Raw genomic sequence first — 18,301 nt, 5'->3', positions numbered from 1 at the left:
ATCGATCAATGTGTTCGTTCGAGGGTGCACAGTATAAAGATCTGAACGCAGGGGAGTTATATGAATTGTCTATGAGAGGCTGCCCGACAAGCATAAGGCATTGTCAGGGCATGATTTCCACAGGCAGCTGCTCGGTGTCGATGCTGTCGTCGCATTCCGGATCCCGGATGGCAATCTCTACCCGCCGGTTTTTAGCGCGGCTCTCTTCGCTGTCATTGGGCACCAGCGGATTGGTTTCAGCCCGGCCTGCAGCCACCACCCGCTCTGCCGGTACCTGGCGATTGAGCACCAGTTCATGGACAACAGAAACCGCCCGGGCCGCCGACAGGTCCCAGTTGGAACGATAGCGGCCGCTGGATATGGGACGGTCATCAGTGTAACCGGCCACCAGGACATCACCGCTGCAACCGGCAAGCACATCCACCACCCTTTCAATAATGGGGATCATCTCCGGTTTGATGGATGCCTCCCCGGAACGGAAGGTGGCTTCCTCGGAAAAACGGATAACCACCTGGTTCTCATCATAAGTGACATTCAGCGCCTCCGAAGCCACCTCTGCTTCCAGCTCCTCGATCATGCGGCTGGCCAGGTCGATGACACCGGCCGGAATCTTTGTGGGTGCCTCGCCGTCGGCACGCTCGTCAATGAATTCAGGTTCGCTGGTGGCGGTTTCCGTGGGTTCCGGAAGGGACACGGTGTCCGACTCGACCAGGGTCAGGGGTGACCCGCCCACGTCATCGGACAACACCTGGTTACTTCCAAACGCGTCCGCCATGGAGTTGGCCATGGCGCGATACTTTTCCACATCCATCTCCGCGAAGGACAACAGCAGAATGAAGAAGGTCAGCAGCAGCGTGGCCAGATCGGCAAAGGTAACAATCCAGGCCGGCGACCCCCGACCATGATTTTTCTTTTTGACTGGCTGGCGCACGGGCAAAACCTACGCCTCCCGCTCCGGCGCAAGATCGGTTCGCTGATCCGGGGTTACGAAGGACGACAGCAACTCGGTCATGACCCGCGGATTCTCTCCGCGCATGATGTTGCGTATGGATGTGGTGATCAGCAACTGATTGCGGGCTTCGTCCTCCGCCTTGAGCTGGAGTTTGTCCGCCAGGGGCAGGGCGATCAGCTGTGCAATAAAGGCACCGTAAAGCGTGGTCAGCAACGCGATGGCCATGGCCGGGCCAATGGAGGAAGGGTCATCCAGGGTGTTGAGCATCTGCACCAGCCCCACCAGTGTACCCAGCATGCCAATGGCAGGGGCGGATTCGCCGATGCCGCGGAACACCCGCTCAGCCACTTCGTAACGTTCCGCTGCCTGCTGGGTTTCCTGGGCCAGTGCCTCCTCGACGAGTTCCGGAGAGTGACCGTCAACACACAGGTTGATGGCCTTGCGCAGAAACTCGTTACTGGTCTGGTGATTCTCCAGGCCCAGAATACCTTCCTTGCGCACCACCAGTGCCAACGCACCAACCTCCCGGATCAGCTCGGCAGGCCGTTCCACACGCTCGGTGAACGCGGTGGCAAAGGCCAGTCGGAACGCGCTCATGACGGAGGGGAGGCGAAACTTGATCAGGGTGACGGCAAAGGTGCCACCCAGCACAATGGCAAGGCCGGGAAGGTTGAAGAAGGTGAGAAGCGACGCATTGGCCAGCATGGCGAGCACAACAATGAGAATACCCGCCACCAGCCCCACAAGGGTAAGAATATCCATCAGCAACCTTTAATCAGAGACCTTTGGGAATCTTGTACACCTGCTGAGCATAGCCCATGGGCCCGGCTTGAGCTCAGTCATTTCTCAATTCATCGATGACCGGCTGTGTTTGCGGGCGAATTCCACGCCAAATCCGGAACGACTCTGCCGCCTGCTCCACCAGCATGCCCAGGCCATCAAATACCCGGGTGGCACCGTGGTTCGATGCCCACTGGTTGAACGTTGTGGTCTGCAGAGAATACATCATGTCGTAGACCACGGTGCCGGCACCGATCACATTTGCCGACACCGGTGGCAGATCACCCTGCAGGCTGGCGCTGGTACCATTGATAACGAGATCGAAGGGTTCCGCAGGCTGGCCGAAACCGCAGGCTTCGAGACCGGTCTTGCCCGCAACGGGCCGGAACAGTGCTACCAGGGCCTCGGCTTTGGCAACCGTACGATTGGCAATAACCACAGCTGCGGGGTGTTCCCCCAGCAGGGGCCCCAGCACCCCGCGAACCGCCCCGCCGGCACCCAGCACCAGAATGCGCTTGCCCTTCAGGCTGATACCATGATTTGCCGTGAGGTCCGTCACCAGGCCCTTGCCATCCGTGTTATCGGCGGTAAGTAAACCTTTACTGTCCTGATACAGAGTATTGGCTGCACCGGCCAGTTCCGCGCGCTCGGTGCGCCAGTCCGCCAGCCGCCATGCCAGTTCCTTGAAAGGCACGGTCACGTTCAGCCCCATGCCGCCACGCCGGAAAAAATCACGCACAGTACCCTCAAAATCGTCCAACGGTGCCTGAATGGCGGTGTATTCCAGCTGTTCGCCGGTCTGGCTGGCAAACAGGCTGTGGATACGGGGGGATTTGCTGTGGCTGATGGGATTGCCCACCACGGCGTACAGGTCATTATTCATCGGCAGTCTCCAGCCAGTCACGTCCGGTGAGAAAATGCTCGGTCAGCCGCGCCTCTTCCGAGCCAGGTTCCGGCGCATAGCTGTATTCCCAGCGCACCAGCGGGGGTAATGACATCAGGATGGACTCCGTGCGGCCACCGGACTGCAGGCCAAACAGGGTGCCACGGTCATAGACCAGGTTGAATTCCACATAGCGGCCCCGGCGATAGAGCTGGAAATCCCGCTCACGGGTACTCCAGGGCATGTCTTTGCGACGCTGCACAATCGGTTCATAGGCCTCGATAAAACTGTCACCCACCGATTGCATCAGCGCAAAATCCTGACCGAAATCCCCGGTATTGTGATCGTCAAAGAACAATCCGCCCACACCCCGCGGCTCGTCCCGGTGCCTGAGATAAAAATAGTCGTCACACCAGTGCTTGTACTTGCGGTACATCTGCTCGCCAAAGGGATCACAGGCAGCCTTCGCCACCCGGTGCCAGTGCACGCAGTCTTCGTCAAAACCGTAATAGGGGGTAAGGTCATAACCACCACCGAACCAGTATACCGGCTCGGCATTTTCCGGCGTTGCCACGAAGAACCGCACGTTGGCATGGGAGGTGGGTACGTAAGGGTTGTGGGGGTGCATGACCAGGGATACACCCATCGCCTGCCAGGGCGCACCGGCAAGATGGGGGCGATGGGCGGTGGCGGAAGCGGGCATGGTGTCACCCATCACGTGGGAAAAATTAACGCCCCCTTTCTCGAACACGGCGCCATCCGTGATCACCCGGCTGATGCCGCCTCCACCCTCGGGCCTGTCCCAGGCATCCGTTTCGAATTCACCCTTGCCATCCACCGTGGCCAGCCGTTGGCAGATCTGCTCCTGCAGTGCCAGCAGGTATTGTTTGACGGCATGGCTGTCCGGTTGCTGTGGCATGAACACTCCTAACGCAGTTGTTTTCCGCTGACAATATCGATTATACGGCTGGGCTGCCGGTTACCACCCAGTTGCCCCGGCACCAGCCAGTCCAGCTGCCCCTCGAAATACCGGCGTACCTGCCAGGAGGTGCGGGCCGGCTGTCGGCCGGCGGGATTGCATGACGTGGATACCAGAGGGAAGCCCGCCGTCTCGCAAAGGGCCCGCACAACCGGGTGATCACTGACACGCACCGCAATGGAACTGTGGCGGCCCCTGACCTGATCCGGAATCTGCTTCAGGATATCCGGTAACAGACAGGTTACCGGGCCGGGCCAGTAAGCCATGGCTTTTTGCTGCAGTTCCTTTGGCAAGGGATCCAGCAGGAACCGTATCTGATCGACAGAGGCCGCTACCAGTATCACCCCTTTTTCAACCGGGCGCTGCTTGAGCTCAAGAATCCGGTCAACGGCGTCCGGGTCCCAGGGATCGCACCCCAGGCCCCAGACCGCCTCGGTCGGATAGGCAATGACACCGCCACCAAGCAGGGTGCGGCGGGCACAATGAAGATGCCAGTCAGATAAAGGTTGCTGTGGTTTATTCATGGAAGCGTCGGGTCACTGAATAGCGTTCAGGCAATCCGCTGAAACCCTCCGGGCGCCGCATCCACCAGCCCCTGGAGCTCCAGAAGCAGCAGCGACTGCATCAGCTGGTCGGCGGGAAGGCCTGTCACTGAACATAAATCATCGGTTGATTGCGGATCATACCCTAAAGCCTCCAGAACCGCGATTTCCCGCGACTCCAATCCTGCCATTGCCGGATTGGACGGTTCCGGGGCAGCCGCTCCCTCCCGCCGGCCCTGATCGCTCCACCAGGCACCCAGCTCCTCACAGATGTCATCCACGGTTTCCACCAGCTTCGCGCCTTGTCGAATCAGATCATGACATCCCCGTGCCAGGGGGTTGTGCACGGAACCGGGGATGGCAAACACCTCCCGCCCCTGTTCGAGGGCAAGCCGGGCGGTGATCAGGGAACCGCTTTTCAGTCCCGCCTCAACCACCAGGATACCCCTGCTGAGTCCGCTGATGATCCGGTTGCGCCGGGGAAAGTGCCCCGCTTTCGCCGATGTGCCCGGCGGGTACTCCGATACGATCACGCCATCACCGACAATACGTTCACTCAGCGTCCGGTGGCGGTAGGGGTAGGGTTGGTCCACGCCGTTACCGATCACCGCCACAGTGGGAAAACCCGCATCCAGAGCGCCTGCGTGGGCAGCACCATCCACACCCAGTGCCAACCCGCTGGTCACCAGCAGCCCCCGCCTGCCAAGCGCTGCAGCAAAGGAGCGGGCATGTTCCAGCCCGGCCCGGGTGGCATTGCGGCTACCGACAATACCGATCTGTTCCCGCCCGAGACAGGCCCGGTTGCCACGCAGATACAGCACCAGTGGTGGATCCTGGATATGTTTCAGTGGTTCCGGATAGTCGGCGTCGGCCATGGTGAGGATGTCGGTGCCGGTTCTCAGGCAATCATCCAGGATAGTGGCGGTAACAGCGACAACCGGATGGGCAGCATCCTGGCGACGCCATGCTTCCAATGCCTCGACCGTTTCCGGCGCCAGCCCCAGTGCCTTCAGGGTCGCCGCATTGCTGGTCCATAAGCCTTGAAAGCCGGGGAAGTGTTCAAGAATGGCCTGCTGGCGGCGGGCGCCGAATTTCGGCAGGCAGGACAGAAACACCCGGAATCCGGTTTCCGATGAAAACAGGTCCGCGGTAGCTCTGGTAACAGTAACTGGGGGCATGGCTTCCTTCCATGGATCAGGTAATCAGTGGGCTGCCTCGCGTTCCTGGCGGGGCCGGTTGAATTATGCCACAAAAAAAGGAGCCGGCGAGACGGCTCCTTTTCTGTGGCTGATGACTGATTTCAGCCCATCACGGATTGGTCACCTTGTCACCAACCGCCAAGGAGCGTGTGGCTTGCAGAATCAGGCCATAGCTCATTTTCTCATAGGTCTGGAACACCATCATCAAACCGGCACGCTCGGACGGCAGCTCAATGGTTTCGTCGGTGACCGGGTCCCTGACCAGGTTACCGCTCTTCAGCACCGCCATGACGTTGCCCGGCTTCAGACCTTCACGCTCGCCGCGGTTGATGGCCACCACATCAAACTGGCCGATCTGGTTGACACCACCGTCAACCGAAATCATCTCGGCTTCAATGTCCTCGTCCGGAGCACTGGGTACGAAGCTGGTGGTAATCCGCCGCTCTTCACTTGCCAGCAGTCGATCGCCGATACGGACTTCCTCACTGGAGCTCTTGAGGGCAAGCGTCAGCACATCACCGTCCTCCGCGGTGACTTCACCCCGGGCGATACTGCGGGCTTCGAGGCCCAGGAACTCGCCGGTTTCCGGGTCCCGGAACTCCTTGCTGCGACGGAAAATACCCACATTGTCGGCGGGCTTTTCACCACGGGCGTAAACCCGGTCTCCGGCGCCGGTGATAATGCGGCCATCTTCGCCTTCCAGCACGTAGGGCGCACCGTTGATTTCGTCAACACTGACGATACGGGTATCCGAGAGGAAGCTGCTGATTGCGTCCAGGGGAATGGCGGGAATCGGTGTGTCGATGGCCTCGGAACGTACCTTGGGAGACAGTTTCTCGACCCGGTTGCTGGACACCTTGGTCACACGTGGCTCGCCATCAATATAAACCAGGGCCAGTTCGTCGCCCGGGTAGATAAGGTGAGGGTTCTGCACCTGCGGGTTCACATGCCAGATTTCCGGCCAGTACCAGGGGTTATCCAGAAAGCGGGCGGAAATATCCCACAGGGTGTCACCCTTCACGACGGTGTAACGCTCGGGATGATCGGACCTCAGCTCCGGGGCGGCCTGGGCCCAGGAAGTTAGCAGCAGCATGCTTGCCGCCAGAGCGTACAGCAGTTTCCTCATTGTTTAAGTCCTTGATCGCGTGCCTTGAATCGACAGATTCATTTCTTGGTATGCAGCCGGTACTCTGCCTTTTATACCACTACTATAGAAGATGTCTCGCAAATTGTGATGTTATCTTTTGTTCTTCCAGTAAATTCTACGTTACGGCCGAAAGCTTTTAACTATCGCCTGATCAGTTTGTACTCAATGAGCGAGTTGAGGGATAATAGCACTATAAACGGCACTAACCCGTTGAAACCGGCTCTTTCATCCCGATCATAATAGTCACGGGATGGAAAAATGCGCAGTACGCTGTCGCATTTCGGAGACAGTATTCACACCGTTACAAAAGATAACGGTGAAAGCCAGATACAGAGACGAAAAGTACGAGCGCCATGATACTAGATATTCTCGAATACCCGGATCCCCGCTTGCGCACGATTGCCAAGCCGGTAGATGAGGTAACAGACGAGACCCGCAAGCTGATCGACGACATGTTCGAGACCATGTACGATGCGCCCGGCATTGGCCTCGCGGCTACCCAGGTGAACGTGCACAAGCAGATCATCGTGATGGACCTGTCGGAAGACAAGAGTGAGCCGCGGGTATTCATAAACCCGGAAGTGGAAGTCTTGGATGGCGAGTTTGAAGACATGCAGGAAGGCTGCCTTTCTGTACCGGGATTCTATGAAGACGTTTCCCGGATCGAGCACTGCATGATCCGCGCCATCGACCGGGATGGCAAACCGTTCGAACTGGAAGCCCACGGCCTGCTGGCCGTATGCATCCAGCACGAAATGGATCATCTTAACGGCAAGCTGTTCGTGGACTATCTCAGCTCACTGAAACGCACCCGGATTCGCAAGAAGCTGGAAAAGCTCCACAAGAAAAGCGCCTGAAACAGCCCGGCATACAGCCGCTGACAGGCTGCCAGATACAGCGTGAACCAGGACCGGGTGTGAACCCGGTCTTTTCGTATTCAACGGACCAGAGAACGATACCCCGTGCGACTTGTTTTTGCCGGCACCCCCGATTTTGCAGCCACCGCCCTGAAAGCCCTGCTTTCAACCCGACACCAGGTGGTTGGTGTCTACTCCCAGCCCGACCGGCCCGCCGGCCGTGGCCGCAAGCTCACGCCCGGCCCGGTAAAACAGGTGGCCCTGGAAGCCGGTATCCCCGTGTTCCAGCCCCGGTCCCTGAAAACACCCGAAGCACAGGGCGAGCTCAGGGCCCTGGATGCCGACGTGATGGTTGTCGCCGCCTACGGGCTGATCCTGCCCCAGGCGGTACTGGATATCCCCCGCCATGGCTGCCTCAACATTCATGCCTCCCTGTTACCCCGCTGGCGCGGTGCAGCCCCGATTCAACGGGCCATTGCCGCCGGTGACCGGGAAACCGGGATTACCATCATGCAAATGGATGCCGGCCTGGACACCGGCGATATGCTGCTGAAAGCCATTACCCCCATCAGGGAAGACGATACCGGCGGCAGCCTCCATGACCGCCTGGCCGGGATGGGGGGTGAGGCCATCGTCAAGGCGCTGGAACATCTGGAAAGGGGCGAACTCCGGGGCGAAGCCCAGGATGAAAGCCGGGCCTGCTACGCCAGCAAGCTCAGCAAGGACGAAGGCCACATTGACTGGACCCTTGACGCACCTGCCATCAATCGGCTGATTCGCGCCTTCAATCCCTGGCCGGGCACCTACACGGATGTTGATGACCTGCGCATCCGCATCCATCGGGCGGAGGTTCTTGAAGACACCAGTGACAGGCACCCGGGCACCGTAATCCACCGCGGCAGAGACGGCATTGATGTGGCCTGTGGCCTGGAATCCCTGAGAATCACGCACCTGCAGCTGCCCGGTTCGCGCCCGCAGTCAGTCAATGATCTGATCAATGGCGGCAAGGAGATACTGATGCCCGGCCAGGAGCTGCACTGAATGACTGGCCGGGGCCAGCCAGTTCGGGCCGTGGCCGCCCGGGTGCTGCAGTCCGTTGAAAATGGCCAGTCGCTGTCACAATGCCTTCCCCCGGCCCTGGATGACGTTGCCGACAACGAACGCCCGCAACTCCAGGCGCTCTGCTATGGCAGCTGCCGCTGGTTCCACCGCCTCGATGCAGAGCTGCAGGGCCGCCTGAAAAAGCCATTGCGCAAACCGGACCGGATTGTCCACCACCTGATGCTGGTGGCGCTGTTCCAGCTTCGATTCAGCGAGCAGGCCACCTACGCCGTGCTCAATGAAACCGTGGAAGCGTGCCGCACACTCGACAAGCCTCACCTCACCGGACTGGTCAACGGCGTGCTGCGGGCGGCGGAACGGGAAGGAGAGCCCCCGTGCCCTGATGACAGCGTGCGCTTCAGTCATCCCCACTGGATGCTGGAAAAGCTGCGCCACAACTGGCCCCATGACTGGCAGGCCATCCTTGCCGCCAATAACGCCCAGGCGCCCATGACACTGCGGGTCAATGCCCGCCGTTTCACCCGTGACGATTACCTTCGGCAACTGGACGAAGCCGGCATCGAAGCAGCCGCCACCCTGTTTGCCCCCTTCGCGATCCAGCTCGCCTCGCCGGTCCCGGTGGACCGGCTGCCCTGGTTTGCCGACGGCGCCGTCAGCATCCAGGACGAAGCAGCCCAGCTCTGCACCACCCTGATGGATCTGGCCCCCGGCCAGCGCGTGCTGGATGCCTGTGCCGCACCCGGTGGCAAAACCTGCGCTATCCTTGAAAGTTGCAGCGGACTGGAGGAAGTGGTCGCCATTGATGAGTCCGCTGACCGGCTGCCCCGCGTGCAGGAAAACCTCGACCGGCTCGACCTGGTCGCCACCCTGAAGCAGGCGGATGCAGCCAACATTGACGAATGGTGGGATGGCAGGCCCTTTGACCGCATTCTTCTGGACGTTCCCTGCAGCGCCACCGGCGTTATTCGCCGGCACCCGGATATCAAACTGTTGCGCCGGGAATCGGACATTGTGCCGCTGGCGAACATTCAGCTGGGCCTGCTGACCGCCATGTGGCAGGTGCTCGCACCAGGGGGCCGTCTGGTGTATGCCACCTGCTCCGTGTTCCCGCAGGAGAATCACCGTATAATCCGTCGATTCCTGAAGCAGCAGAGTAACGCGGTACTGATCGAACCGGATGTGCTCTGGGGCCGTGATACAGAATACGGCCGCCAGCTGCTGCCTGCCGCCGAAAGCCACGATGGATTCTTTTACGCCGTGCTGGAGAAACCTGAATCATGAAAATCCTTATTCTCGGTGCCGGCCAGGTGGGTGGTACCCTGGCAGAAAACCTCGCCAACGAAGCCAATGACATCACCGTCATTGATGGTGACAGTGCCCGCCTGCGGGAGCTTCAGGATCGCCTGGATATCCGTACGGTACAGGGCAGCGCTTCTTTCCCGACCGTCCTGCGACAGGCCGGCGCGGAGGATGGCGACATGGTTATCGCCGTCACCAACAGCGACGAGACCAATATGGTGGCCTGCCAGGTGGCCAAACTGCTGTACAAGACACCAACCACGATTTGCCGGGTGCGCGCCAATGCCTATCTGGCAAAACCGGAACTGTTCTACCAGCGCGACCAGAAGAAGGACCTGGACAGCCTGCGGGGCTTTCCCATCGACGTTCTGATCAGCCCGGAACATCTGGTTACCAAGCACATCACCCGGCTGATCGAATACCCGGGCGCCCTGCAGGTGCTGGAATTCTCCAAGGGCCTGGTCCAGCTTGTAGCCATCCGTGCGACAGAAGGGGGGCCGCTGGTAGGCCACGAGTTGTCCTATCTGCGCAGCCACATGCCGAAAATCGAAACCCGTGTGGCCGCCATCTTCCGCAAAGGCCGGGCCATCATGCCCCAGGGTGACACAGTGATAGAGGACGGCGACGAGGTGTTCTTTATTGCTGCCTCCGACCACATCCGCTCGGTGATGAGCGAGCTCCAGCCGCTGGAAAAGCCCTACAAGCGCATCTTCATCTGTGGCGGTGGCAATATCGGCCAGCGCCTGGCCCACACCCTGGAGTCCCGCTATCAGGTGAAACTGCTGGAGCGCGGCCACGAACGTTGTGTGATGCTCTCCGAGAATCTGCGCAAGACCGTGGTGCTGGAAGGTAACGCGGCCAACAAGGACATACTGCTGGAAGAAAACATCGAGAATACCGATGTGTTCTGCGCCGTTACCAACGACGACGAGGCCAATATCATGGCCTCGTTGCTGGCCAAACGCCTGGGGGCACGCAAGGTACTGACCCTGATCAACAACCCGGATTACGTGGACCTGATCCAGGGCGGCGATATCGACGTGGCCATTTCGCCCCAGCAAACCACCATTGGCAGCCTGCTGACCCACGTGCGCCGCGGGGACGTCGTCAATGTTCACTCGCTGCGCAGGGGCGCTGCCGAAGCCATCGAGGCCATCGCCCATGGCGATCACCGCTCTTCCAAGGTGGTGGGCAAGCGGCTGGACGAGATCAATCTGCCGGAAGGGACAACCATCGGCGCCATCGTTCGCCACAACGAAGTGCTCATTGCCCACGACCACCTGCGGATTCAGCCCGATGACCATGTGATCCTGTTCCTGGTGGACAAATCCCGGATACGGGAAGTGGAGAAGCTGTTCCAGGTGGGGCTGACCTTCTTCTAGTGCAAAATCAGGCCTGTGAACCGGCCTTAGAAATACGCGATTTGCAGGCGTATAATGCCCCTTTTTTCAGAGTGCCCCGGCCAGGTGCCCGGGCGCCACACACAGACTGACCAGCAGGCAAACGTCGTGACAGACAAGGCAACTTCCGCAAACACCCCGGACATCAAAACCTTCCAGGGCCTGATTCTCGCCCTGCAGAATTTCTGGGCGCAGCACGGCTGCGTGGTACTCCAGCCTCTGGATATGGAAGTGGGGGCGGGCACTTTCCATCCTGCCACCTTCCTGCGCTCCATCGGCCCGGAAACCTGGAACGCCGCCTATGTCCAGCCCAGTCGCCGCCCCACCGACGGCCGCTACGGGGAAAACCCCAATCGCCTGCAACACTATTACCAGTTCCAGGTGGTGCTGAAGCCGTCTCCGGACAACATCCAGGAGCTGTACCTGGATTCCCTGAAGGCCCTGGGCCTGGACCCGCTGGTACACGATATCCGCTTCGTGGAAGACAACTGGGAATCACCCACCCTCGGCGCCTGGGGTCTGGGCTGGGAAATCTGGCTCAATGGCATGGAGGTGACCCAGTTCACCTATTTCCAGCAGGTCGGCGGCCTGGAGTGTTACCCGGTTACCGGTGAACTCACCTACGGGCTCGAGCGCATCGCCATGTACCTGCAGGGCGTGGACAGTGTTTACGACCTGGTCTGGACCGAAGGCCCGGACGGCGTGGTCACCTACGGGGACGTGTTCCACCAGCAGGAAGTGGAAATGTCCACCTACAACTTCGAGCATGCCGATACCGAATTTCTGTTCCACAGCTTCGACGTGCACGAGCGTGAGAGCGCCCGCCTGATCGAGGCCGGCCTGGCTTTGCCCGCCTACGAGCAGGTACTCAAGGCCTCCCATACTTTCAACCTGCTGGACGCCCGGCACGCCATCTCGGTGACCGAGCGTCAGCGTTTTATCCTGCGGGTTCGCACCCTTGCCCGTTCGGTTGCCCAGGCGTACTTCGACAGCCGCCGCAAGCTTGGCTTCCCGCTGGCGCCCGAGGCGTTGCGCAAGGAAGTACTGGCAGCCGCCGACGCCGCCGATGAAAAAGGCAAGAAGGGCAAGAAAGCGAAAAAAGCTCAGCAGGAACAGGGGAACGCATAATCATGTCAACACAGGATTTTCTGGTCGAACTGGGCACCGAAGAGCTGCCTCCCAAGGCGCTGAAGCCGCTTTCCGACGCTTTTACCCGTGGCATTGCCAGTGGCCTGGAAGAGGCCGGCCTGGGTTTCGGCAAGGTGGAAGCCTTTGCCGCGCCACGCCGACTGGCTGTGCGGGTTCGTGATCTGGAAGACGCCCAGCCGGACAAACCGGTGGAAAAACGCGGCCCGGCCGTAAAAGCCGCCTTTGACGATTCCGGCAACCCCACCCGGGCCCTGACCGGCTTCGCCACCTCCCTGGGCGTAACACCGGACCAGCTGGATACGCTGGAAACCGACAAAGGCGCCTGGGTGGTCTATCGCACCATCGAAAAAGGCCGCCCCACTGTTGAACTGATGCCGGAACTGGTGGACCGGTCGCTGGCGGCACTGCCCATCCCCAAGCGCATGCGCTGGGGTGCCCACCGTACCGAGTTCGTGCGTCCGGTACACTGGGCCATCATGCTGTTCGGCAACAAGGTCATCGAAACCCCGGTGATGGGGCTGACCCCGGGCAACAAGACCCGTGGCCACCGTTTCCACTGCCCCAGGTCACTGATTGTTCCAACCCCCGGTGACTACGAAGTGGTGCTGCGCCAGGAAGGCTATGTGATTGCCGACTTTGCCGAGCGCCGGGAGCAGATTCGCGACGGTGTCATGGCCATTGCAAAGAAAGAAGCCGGCGGACAGGCCGTGATTGATGAGGACCTGCTGGACGAAGTCACCGCCCTGAACGAATGGCCGGTGCCCCTGATGGGCCGCTTCGAGGAACGTTTCCTGGAAGTACCGGCCGAAGCGCTGATTTCCTCCATGAAGGAACACCAGAAGTATTTCCACGTGGTCTCTGCCGACGGCAAGATGCTCCCGCTGTTTATCACCGTCGCCAACCTGGAAAGCAAAGACCCGCAACAGGTGATCTCCGGTAACGAGAAGGTGATTCGCCCGCGCCTGTCCGACGCCGCCTTCTTCTACGACACCGACCGCAAGACAAAACTGGAAGACCGTATCGACCAGCTCAAGCCGATCGTGTTCCAGGAAAAACTGGGCAGCCTCTACGACAAGTCCATGCGCGTGGCCGCACTGGCGAAGAAGATCGCCGACGCCATTGGCAGTGATCCGGTGCTCGCCGAGCGCGCCGCCATGCTGGCCAAGACCGACCTGGTCACGGAAATGGTACTGGAATTCACCGACCTCCAGGGCATCATGGGCCAATACTACGCCGCCAACGACGGTGAGAACGAAGACGTGGCCAGTGCACTGAACGAGCAGTACATGCCGCGCTTCGCCGGCGATGACCTTCCGGCCACCCTGACCGGCTGTGCCGTGGCCATTGCCGACCGCATCGATTCCCTGGTGGGACTGTTCGGCATCAACCAGCCACCGTCCGGCACCCGCGATCCCTTCGGCCTGCGTCGCGCCTCCCTGGGTGTACTGCGCATCATCATTGAACGGGAGCTGCCGCTGGACCTGCAGGCCCTGTGTGAGTGGGCCGAGGAAGAGCACACAGCGATTACCGAGCCGAATGTCGCCGATACCGTGGTGGATTACATGCTGGAGCGCTTCCGCGCCCATTACGAAGAGCAGGGCATCAGCGCCGAGGTCTACCTGGCCGTACACGCCCGCCGTCCCACACGTCCGCTGGACTTTGACCGCCGGGTGAAAGCCGTGGAAGCCTTCCGCCAGCTGCCGGAAGCCCTGGCCCTGGCCGGCGCCAACAAGCGGGTGTCCAACATCCTGACCAAGCAGGGCGGTGACAGCATTGGTGAAACCATCGACACCGATCTGCTGCAGGACAGCGCCGAGAAAGCCCTGGCCGAGCAGATCCGCCAGCAGGCGGAGAAAGTGCTGCCACTGTTCGAGAAGGGCGATTACGCCACGGCGCTGAGTTCCCTGGCCAACCTGCGGGAACCGGTGGACAACTTCTTTGACGAAGTCATGGTCATGGCCGACGACGAAGCCGTGCGCGCCAACCGCCTGGCCATGCTCAACCTGCTGCGGAACCTGTTCCTGCGAGTGGCGGACATCTCAGTACTGCCAACCGCCGGATAACGCACACACGGAGGGCCGGGCTACTGAGCCGGCCCTCCGTCATCAGCCAGAGATGACAATACCGGTAACTCTACGGATGCCGTTTTATCCGCCGGGGGCTGGTAAATAACCACTTAATCCGTATAATACCGGCCGTTGATCGGCGTGTGGCGCAGCTTGGTAGCGCACTTCGTTCGGGACGAAGGGGTCGCAGGTTCGAATCCTGCCACGCCGACCATTTTCCCGTTTTCCTTGTTTTCTCCTCCTTTCGATACCTCGCCTATTCCGGCATCGCGTTTCTGTATCCTTGACAAGTCTGCTAATGTTCTGCGGTAAGACTGTCGCGGAGGGACACATTGAACCAGGCAACGGAATTCACGACCGGCAACTTTTCATTTCTGTCAGAACACGATTCACTCTTCGTGGAGCTGGCCGAATCCGCCGAACGCGCCTTCGCCAGTGACCCCAACACCACCCTGATCAAACTCCGCCAGCTTGGCGAAGCCCTGGCCCAGCACCTGGCCGCACTTTCCGGTATCGAACTTGACGAACAAACCAGCCAGTCCGAGCTTCTATACCGCCTGAACCGCGAATTGCGGCTGGAACCGCAGATCAAAGAGCTTTTCCACATCCTGCGCATCGAGGGCAACAAAGCGACCCACCAGTTCCGCACCCGGCACAAAGAGGCCATGGACGGCCTGAAAGTAGCGCGCGCCCTGGCTATCTGGTTTCATCGCTCCTTTGGTAAAGCCGGTGCCAGCTTCAAGCCCGGCCCTTTTGTACCGCCCTCCGACCCAAGCACCCAGTTACGCCAGCTCCAGAGCGACATCGAAAAGCTCCGCCACGATCTGCAACACGCCAACATGGAGCTGGACAGCAGCCAGCAGCTCAGCCAGCTGATCGAGAAAGAAAAAGCCGAATTCGAAGCCCTTGCCGTGGCCATGGACGAGGAATCCCGGGCCCTGGCCGAGCAGGCCCGCCAGCACGAACGGGCACTGACCCGGCAGCAACAGGCTTACGAGCAAAAGATCAAGGCCCTGCAACAAAAGCTCACGGAGCAGGGCGAACACACCGTGAACCAGCAGCGCCAGAAGGTGGCGAAACAGACCAGGGCCGCCACGGATACCCTGGTACTGAACGAAGAACTCACCCGCATTCTTATTGACCAGCAATTGCAGGAAGCAGGCTGGGAGGCAGACAGCCAGGACATCACCTTTCAGAAAGGTGCCCGCCCGGAGAAAGGCGCCTATCGCGCTATTGCCGAGTGGCCAACCAATCATAGTGGCGGCAAGGGCCGGGCCGATTACGTGCTGTTCGTGGGTTTAACCCCCATCGCCGTGGTGGAAGCCAAGAAAGAAAACACCAACGTGGCCGGCAAGATCCGCCAGGCCGAGCGCTACAGCAAGGGTTTCAAGGTGGAGGCTCCGTTAGTGGGCGCCTGGGAGCTGACCGGCCGCACCATTGCCTGGCCTGCCGATGAAAGCGGCCATTACCACGTGCCCTTCGTGTATTCCTGCAACGGTCGCCCCTTCGTACCTCAGTTGGCAGAGCAATCCGGCACCTGGTTCCGGGATGTGCGGGAAACCAGCAATCTGCGCCGGGCACTGCCCCGGTTCCACACACCCGGCGGCCTGCTGGATTTGCTGGAACGGGATAGAGAGAACGCCGAGAAACTGTTAAAGGAAGAGCCCTTCGGCTACCTGAAACTGCGGGACTATCAACAGAAGGCCATTGTCGCTACTGAACACGCCCTGGCTCGCGGTGTACGCACGGCACTGCTGGCCATGGCCACCGGCACCGGGAAAACCCGCACCATCATCGGGTTGATGTACCGGTTCCTGAAGGCCGAGCGCTTCCACCGCATTCTGTTTCTGGTGGACCGCACCGCACTGGGCCAGCAGGCCATCGATGCCTTCAACGACCGCTGGAGCAGAACCACACCCTCAGCAAGATCTACAACGTCGCCGAACTGGGCGACATGGCGGCGGAAGCCGAAACCCGCATCCAGGTGGCCACCGTGCAGGCGATGGTCAAACGCATATTTATGAGCGATGAGCCGCCGCCCATCGACCAGTTTGATTGCATCATCATTGATGAAGCCCACCGGGGCTACACCCTGGACCAGGAAATGACCGAAGGCGAACTCGCCCTGCGGGACACCAGCCAGTACCTCTCCAGCTACCGCCGCGTGCTGGATTACTTCGATGCGGTCAAGATCGGCCTCACCGCCACCCCGGCCAAGCACACCAGCGAAATCTTCGGCAAACCGGTGTACACCTACTCCTACCGGGAAGCCGTGGCGGATGACTGGCTGATCGACCACGAACCACCCATCCGCTATGAAACCCTGCTCACCCAGAATGGCATTACCTTTGAAAAGGGCAAACCTGTGGAGGTGATCAACACCCAGACCGGGGAAGTGGACACCACCGAACTGGAAGACGAACTCAACTTTGAAGTTGATGCCTTTAACCGCCGGGTGATCAACGAGAACTTCAACCGGGTAATCTGCGAACAACTGGTGCAGGAGCTGGACCCATTCGGCGACGAGAAAACCATGATCTTCTGCGCCACCGACCTGCACGCGGATATGGTGAAACGCCTGCTGGATGACGCCTTCAAGGATCTCTACAACGGCCAGTACAACGAAGCCGCAGTGGCCAAGATCACCGGCCAGAGCGACAAGGTGGACCAGCTCATCCGCCGCTACAAGAACGAGCGTTACCCCAACATCGCCATCACCGTGGACCTGCTGACCACCGGTATCGACGTGCCGCGCATCTGCAACCTGGTGTTCATGCGCCGGATACGCTCACGCATCCTGTACGAACAGATGATCGGCCGCGCCACCCGCCGTTGCGACGAGATCGGCAAGACCGTGTTCCGCATCTACGACCCGGTGGACATCTACGCTGCCCTGCAGGATGTGAACACCATGAAGCCCCTGGTGAAAGACCCCAATATCACCCTGGAGCAACTGGTGGACGAACTCACCGACGACGAGCAACTGGAAAAGGCCCTCAACAGCCCCGGCGAGTTACCGGACGAAAGCCAGGCTGACGTAGTGCTCAGCCAGCTCAGCCAGAAACTCATGCGGGTACTGCGCAAGGCCGACAACAAAGCGGAAAGCCGGCCGGAGCTGAAACAGAAACTGGACGAACTGCATCAAAGCTGGGGCGTGGAACCGAAATCCCTGCACACCCACCTGCACCAACTCGGCCCGCGGCAAGCCTCGGAGTTCATCAAACAGCACAGCGGCCTGCTGAACCAGCTGGCAGAAGTAAAATCCCTGGTGGGCAGCGAATACATGCCCCTGATCTCCGACCACGAAGACGAAATCCGCGACCGCACCCAGACTTATGGCGTGCACAGCAAACCCGAAGATTACCTGGACAGCTTCAACGAATTCATCAAACAGCAGCTCAACCAGTCCGCCGCCCTCGCCGTGGTGGTCAACAAACCCCGGGACCTCACCCGGGACCAGCTACGGGAAGTAAAACTGCTGCTGGACAACCACGGCTATTCCGAAGCCCGGCTGCAAAGCGCCGTGCGCAACCAGACCAACAAGGACATCGCCGCCAGCATCATCGGCTACATCCGCCGCGCCGCCCTGGGCGAACCGCTGATTCCCTTCGAACAGCGGGTGGCCGAAGCCATGGACCGCATTTACACCCAGCACAACTGGACCCCGAACCAGCGCAAATGGCTGGAACGCCTGGCCAGGCAACTGGTGCACGAAGTGATCATCGACCGGGAATTTGTGAACCACCGCTTTGCCGATGACGGTGGCGCCAGGCAGATGGACAAGGTGCTGGGGGCGCAGCTGGATACGGTGCTGGAGGAGTTGAATGAGGCGATGTGGCCGGAGCAGAGTGCCTGATTCGACCATGTTTACCGTATCGACATAGATTCAATCTATGTCGATTTTTTCACCTTTTTTCGACATAGCCCGAATGATATGCATAGAAAACCGGCTTTTCTTAACATGTCGCCCGCAACGTGCAAAGATT

At 60.1% G+C, this 18,301-nt stretch carries 15 protein-coding genes and 1 tRNA gene; 9 read left to right on the top strand and 7 right to left on the bottom strand.

The genetic code is table 11. The features are described 5' to 3' along the window. Positions 1-103: 103 nt before the first annotated feature. From HLUCCO03_RS18340 to HLUCCO03_RS18310, 7 genes are all read right to left on the bottom strand, one after another. On the bottom strand, positions 104-937 hold the full coding sequence (locus HLUCCO03_RS18340) for a flagellar motor protein MotB (protein WP_027830290.1): 834 nt from the start codon (positions 935-937) through the stop codon (positions 104-106). A gap of 3 nt (positions 938-940) precedes the next feature. Next, a complete protein-coding gene (locus tag HLUCCO03_RS18335) occupies positions 941-1,714 on the bottom strand; it encodes a MotA/TolQ/ExbB proton channel family protein (RefSeq protein WP_027830289.1) in 774 nt (257 codons plus the stop codon). Between the two features lie 73 nt (positions 1,715-1,787). Further along, positions 1,788-2,615, bottom strand: a complete 828-nt coding sequence (aroE, locus tag HLUCCO03_RS18330; protein WP_027830288.1) for a shikimate dehydrogenase — start codon at positions 2,613-2,615, stop codon at positions 1,788-1,790. Further along, the gene (gene hemF, locus HLUCCO03_RS18325; RefSeq protein WP_027830287.1) at positions 2,608-3,534 is read right to left on the bottom strand and encodes an oxygen-dependent coproporphyrinogen oxidase; all 927 of its coding nucleotides are present in this window, start codon (positions 3,532-3,534) and stop codon (positions 2,608-2,610) included. The genes aroE and hemF overlap by 8 nt, the downstream gene beginning before the upstream one ends. Before the next feature lie 8 nt (positions 3,535-3,542). Next, a complete protein-coding gene (locus HLUCCO03_RS18320) occupies positions 3,543-4,118 on the bottom strand; it encodes an L-threonylcarbamoyladenylate synthase (protein WP_027830286.1) in 576 nt (191 codons plus the stop codon). A 26-nt stretch (positions 4,119-4,144) separates the two neighbouring features. Beyond that, complete coding sequence (dprA, locus tag HLUCCO03_RS18315) at positions 4,145-5,314, bottom strand: DNA-processing protein DprA (protein WP_197025627.1); 1,170 nt, start codon at positions 5,312-5,314, stop codon at positions 4,145-4,147. Between the two features lie 130 nt (positions 5,315-5,444). After that, positions 5,445-6,461 (bottom strand): LysM peptidoglycan-binding domain-containing protein, encoded by a 1,017-nt coding sequence (locus HLUCCO03_RS18310; protein WP_027830284.1) that lies wholly within the window; start codon positions 6,459-6,461, stop codon positions 5,445-5,447. A 374-nt stretch (positions 6,462-6,835) separates the two neighbouring features. Here HLUCCO03_RS18310 and def point away from each other — a divergent pair, with 374 nt between their 5' ends. The 9 genes from def to hsdR all read left to right on the top strand — a co-directional run bounded on the left by def (position 6,836) and on the right by hsdR (position 18,171). Beyond that, complete coding sequence (gene def, locus HLUCCO03_RS18305; protein ID WP_027830283.1) at positions 6,836-7,339, top strand: peptide deformylase; 504 nt, start codon at positions 6,836-6,838, stop codon at positions 7,337-7,339. Between the two features lie 105 nt (positions 7,340-7,444). Then, the gene (gene fmt, locus HLUCCO03_RS18300; RefSeq protein WP_027830282.1) at positions 7,445-8,380 is read left to right on the top strand and encodes a methionyl-tRNA formyltransferase; all 936 of its coding nucleotides are present in this window, start codon (positions 7,445-7,447) and stop codon (positions 8,378-8,380) included. After that, positions 8,381-9,682, top strand: coding sequence for a 16S rRNA (cytosine(967)-C(5))-methyltransferase RsmB (gene rsmB, locus HLUCCO03_RS18295; protein ID WP_027830281.1), 1,302 nt, complete (start codon positions 8,381-8,383; stop codon positions 9,680-9,682). Further along, positions 9,679-11,082 carry a Trk system potassium transporter TrkA gene (trkA, locus tag HLUCCO03_RS18290; protein ID WP_027830280.1) on the top strand — a complete coding sequence of 468 codons (1,404 nt, stop codon included), beginning with the start codon at positions 9,679-9,681 and terminating at the stop codon, positions 11,080-11,082. The genes rsmB and trkA overlap by 4 nt, the downstream gene beginning before the upstream one ends. Positions 11,083-11,208: 126 nt before the next feature. Beyond that, the gene (gene glyQ, locus HLUCCO03_RS18285) at positions 11,209-12,228 is read left to right on the top strand and encodes a glycine--tRNA ligase subunit alpha (protein WP_027830279.1); all 1,020 of its coding nucleotides are present in this window, start codon (positions 11,209-11,211) and stop codon (positions 12,226-12,228) included. 2 nt (positions 12,229-12,230) lie between these two features. Next, positions 12,231-14,312 carry a glycine--tRNA ligase subunit beta gene (glyS, locus tag HLUCCO03_RS18280; protein ID WP_027830278.1) on the top strand — a complete coding sequence of 694 codons (2,082 nt, stop codon included), beginning with the start codon at positions 12,231-12,233 and terminating at the stop codon, positions 14,310-14,312. A 140-nt stretch (positions 14,313-14,452) separates the two neighbouring features. Beyond that, a tRNA-Pro gene (locus HLUCCO03_RS18275) sits at positions 14,453-14,529 on the top strand. Positions 14,530-14,647: 118 nt separating this feature from the next. After that, positions 14,648-16,339 (top strand): DEAD/DEAH box helicase family protein, encoded by a 1,692-nt coding sequence (locus HLUCCO03_RS19460; protein ID WP_367142380.1) that lies wholly within the window; start codon positions 14,648-14,650, stop codon positions 16,337-16,339. Continuing rightward, positions 16,270-18,171, top strand: coding sequence for a type I restriction-modification system endonuclease (gene hsdR, locus HLUCCO03_RS19455; protein WP_367142379.1), 1,902 nt, complete (start codon positions 16,270-16,272; stop codon positions 18,169-18,171). The genes HLUCCO03_RS19460 and hsdR overlap by 70 nt, the downstream gene beginning before the upstream one ends. Positions 18,172-18,301: the final 130 nt, after the last annotated feature.

The sequence above is a fragment of the Marinobacter sp. HL-58 genome (assembly GCF_001314605.1).
Lineage (GTDB): Bacteria > Pseudomonadota > Gammaproteobacteria > Pseudomonadales > Oleiphilaceae > Marinobacter.
The sequence above is the reverse complement of the archived record's forward strand: the minus strand, read 5'-3'. Positions and strand labels throughout refer to the sequence as shown.

Coding starts and splice junctions, on each gene's coding strand:
- rsmB (WP_027830281.1), top strand. CDS start 8,381: ATGACTGGCCGGGGCCAGCCAGTTCGGGCCGTGGCCGCCCGGGTGCTG.
- HLUCCO03_RS18335 (WP_027830289.1), bottom strand. CDS start 1,714: ATGGATATTCTTACCCTTGTGGGGCTGGTGGCGGGTATTCTCATTGTT.
- def (WP_027830283.1), top strand. CDS start 6,836: ATGATACTAGATATTCTCGAATACCCGGATCCCCGCTTGCGCACGATT.
- dprA (WP_197025627.1), bottom strand. CDS start 5,314: ATGCCCCCAGTTACTGTTACCAGAGCTACCGCGGACCTGTTTTCATCG.
- HLUCCO03_RS18310 (WP_027830284.1), bottom strand. CDS start 6,461: ATGAGGAAACTGCTGTACGCTCTGGCGGCAAGCATGCTGCTGCTAACT.
- hsdR (WP_367142379.1), top strand. CDS start 16,270: ATGGCGGCGGAAGCCGAAACCCGCATCCAGGTGGCCACCGTGCAGGCG.
- trkA (WP_027830280.1), top strand. CDS start 9,679: ATGAAAATCCTTATTCTCGGTGCCGGCCAGGTGGGTGGTACCCTGGCA.
- glyS (WP_027830278.1), top strand. CDS start 12,231: ATGTCAACACAGGATTTTCTGGTCGAACTGGGCACCGAAGAGCTGCCT.
- HLUCCO03_RS18320 (WP_027830286.1), bottom strand. CDS start 4,118: ATGAATAAACCACAGCAACCTTTATCTGACTGGCATCTTCATTGTGCC.
- aroE (WP_027830288.1), bottom strand. CDS start 2,615: ATGAATAATGACCTGTACGCCGTGGTGGGCAATCCCATCAGCCACAGC.
- hemF (WP_027830287.1), bottom strand. CDS start 3,534: ATGCCACAGCAACCGGACAGCCATGCCGTCAAACAATACCTGCTGGCA.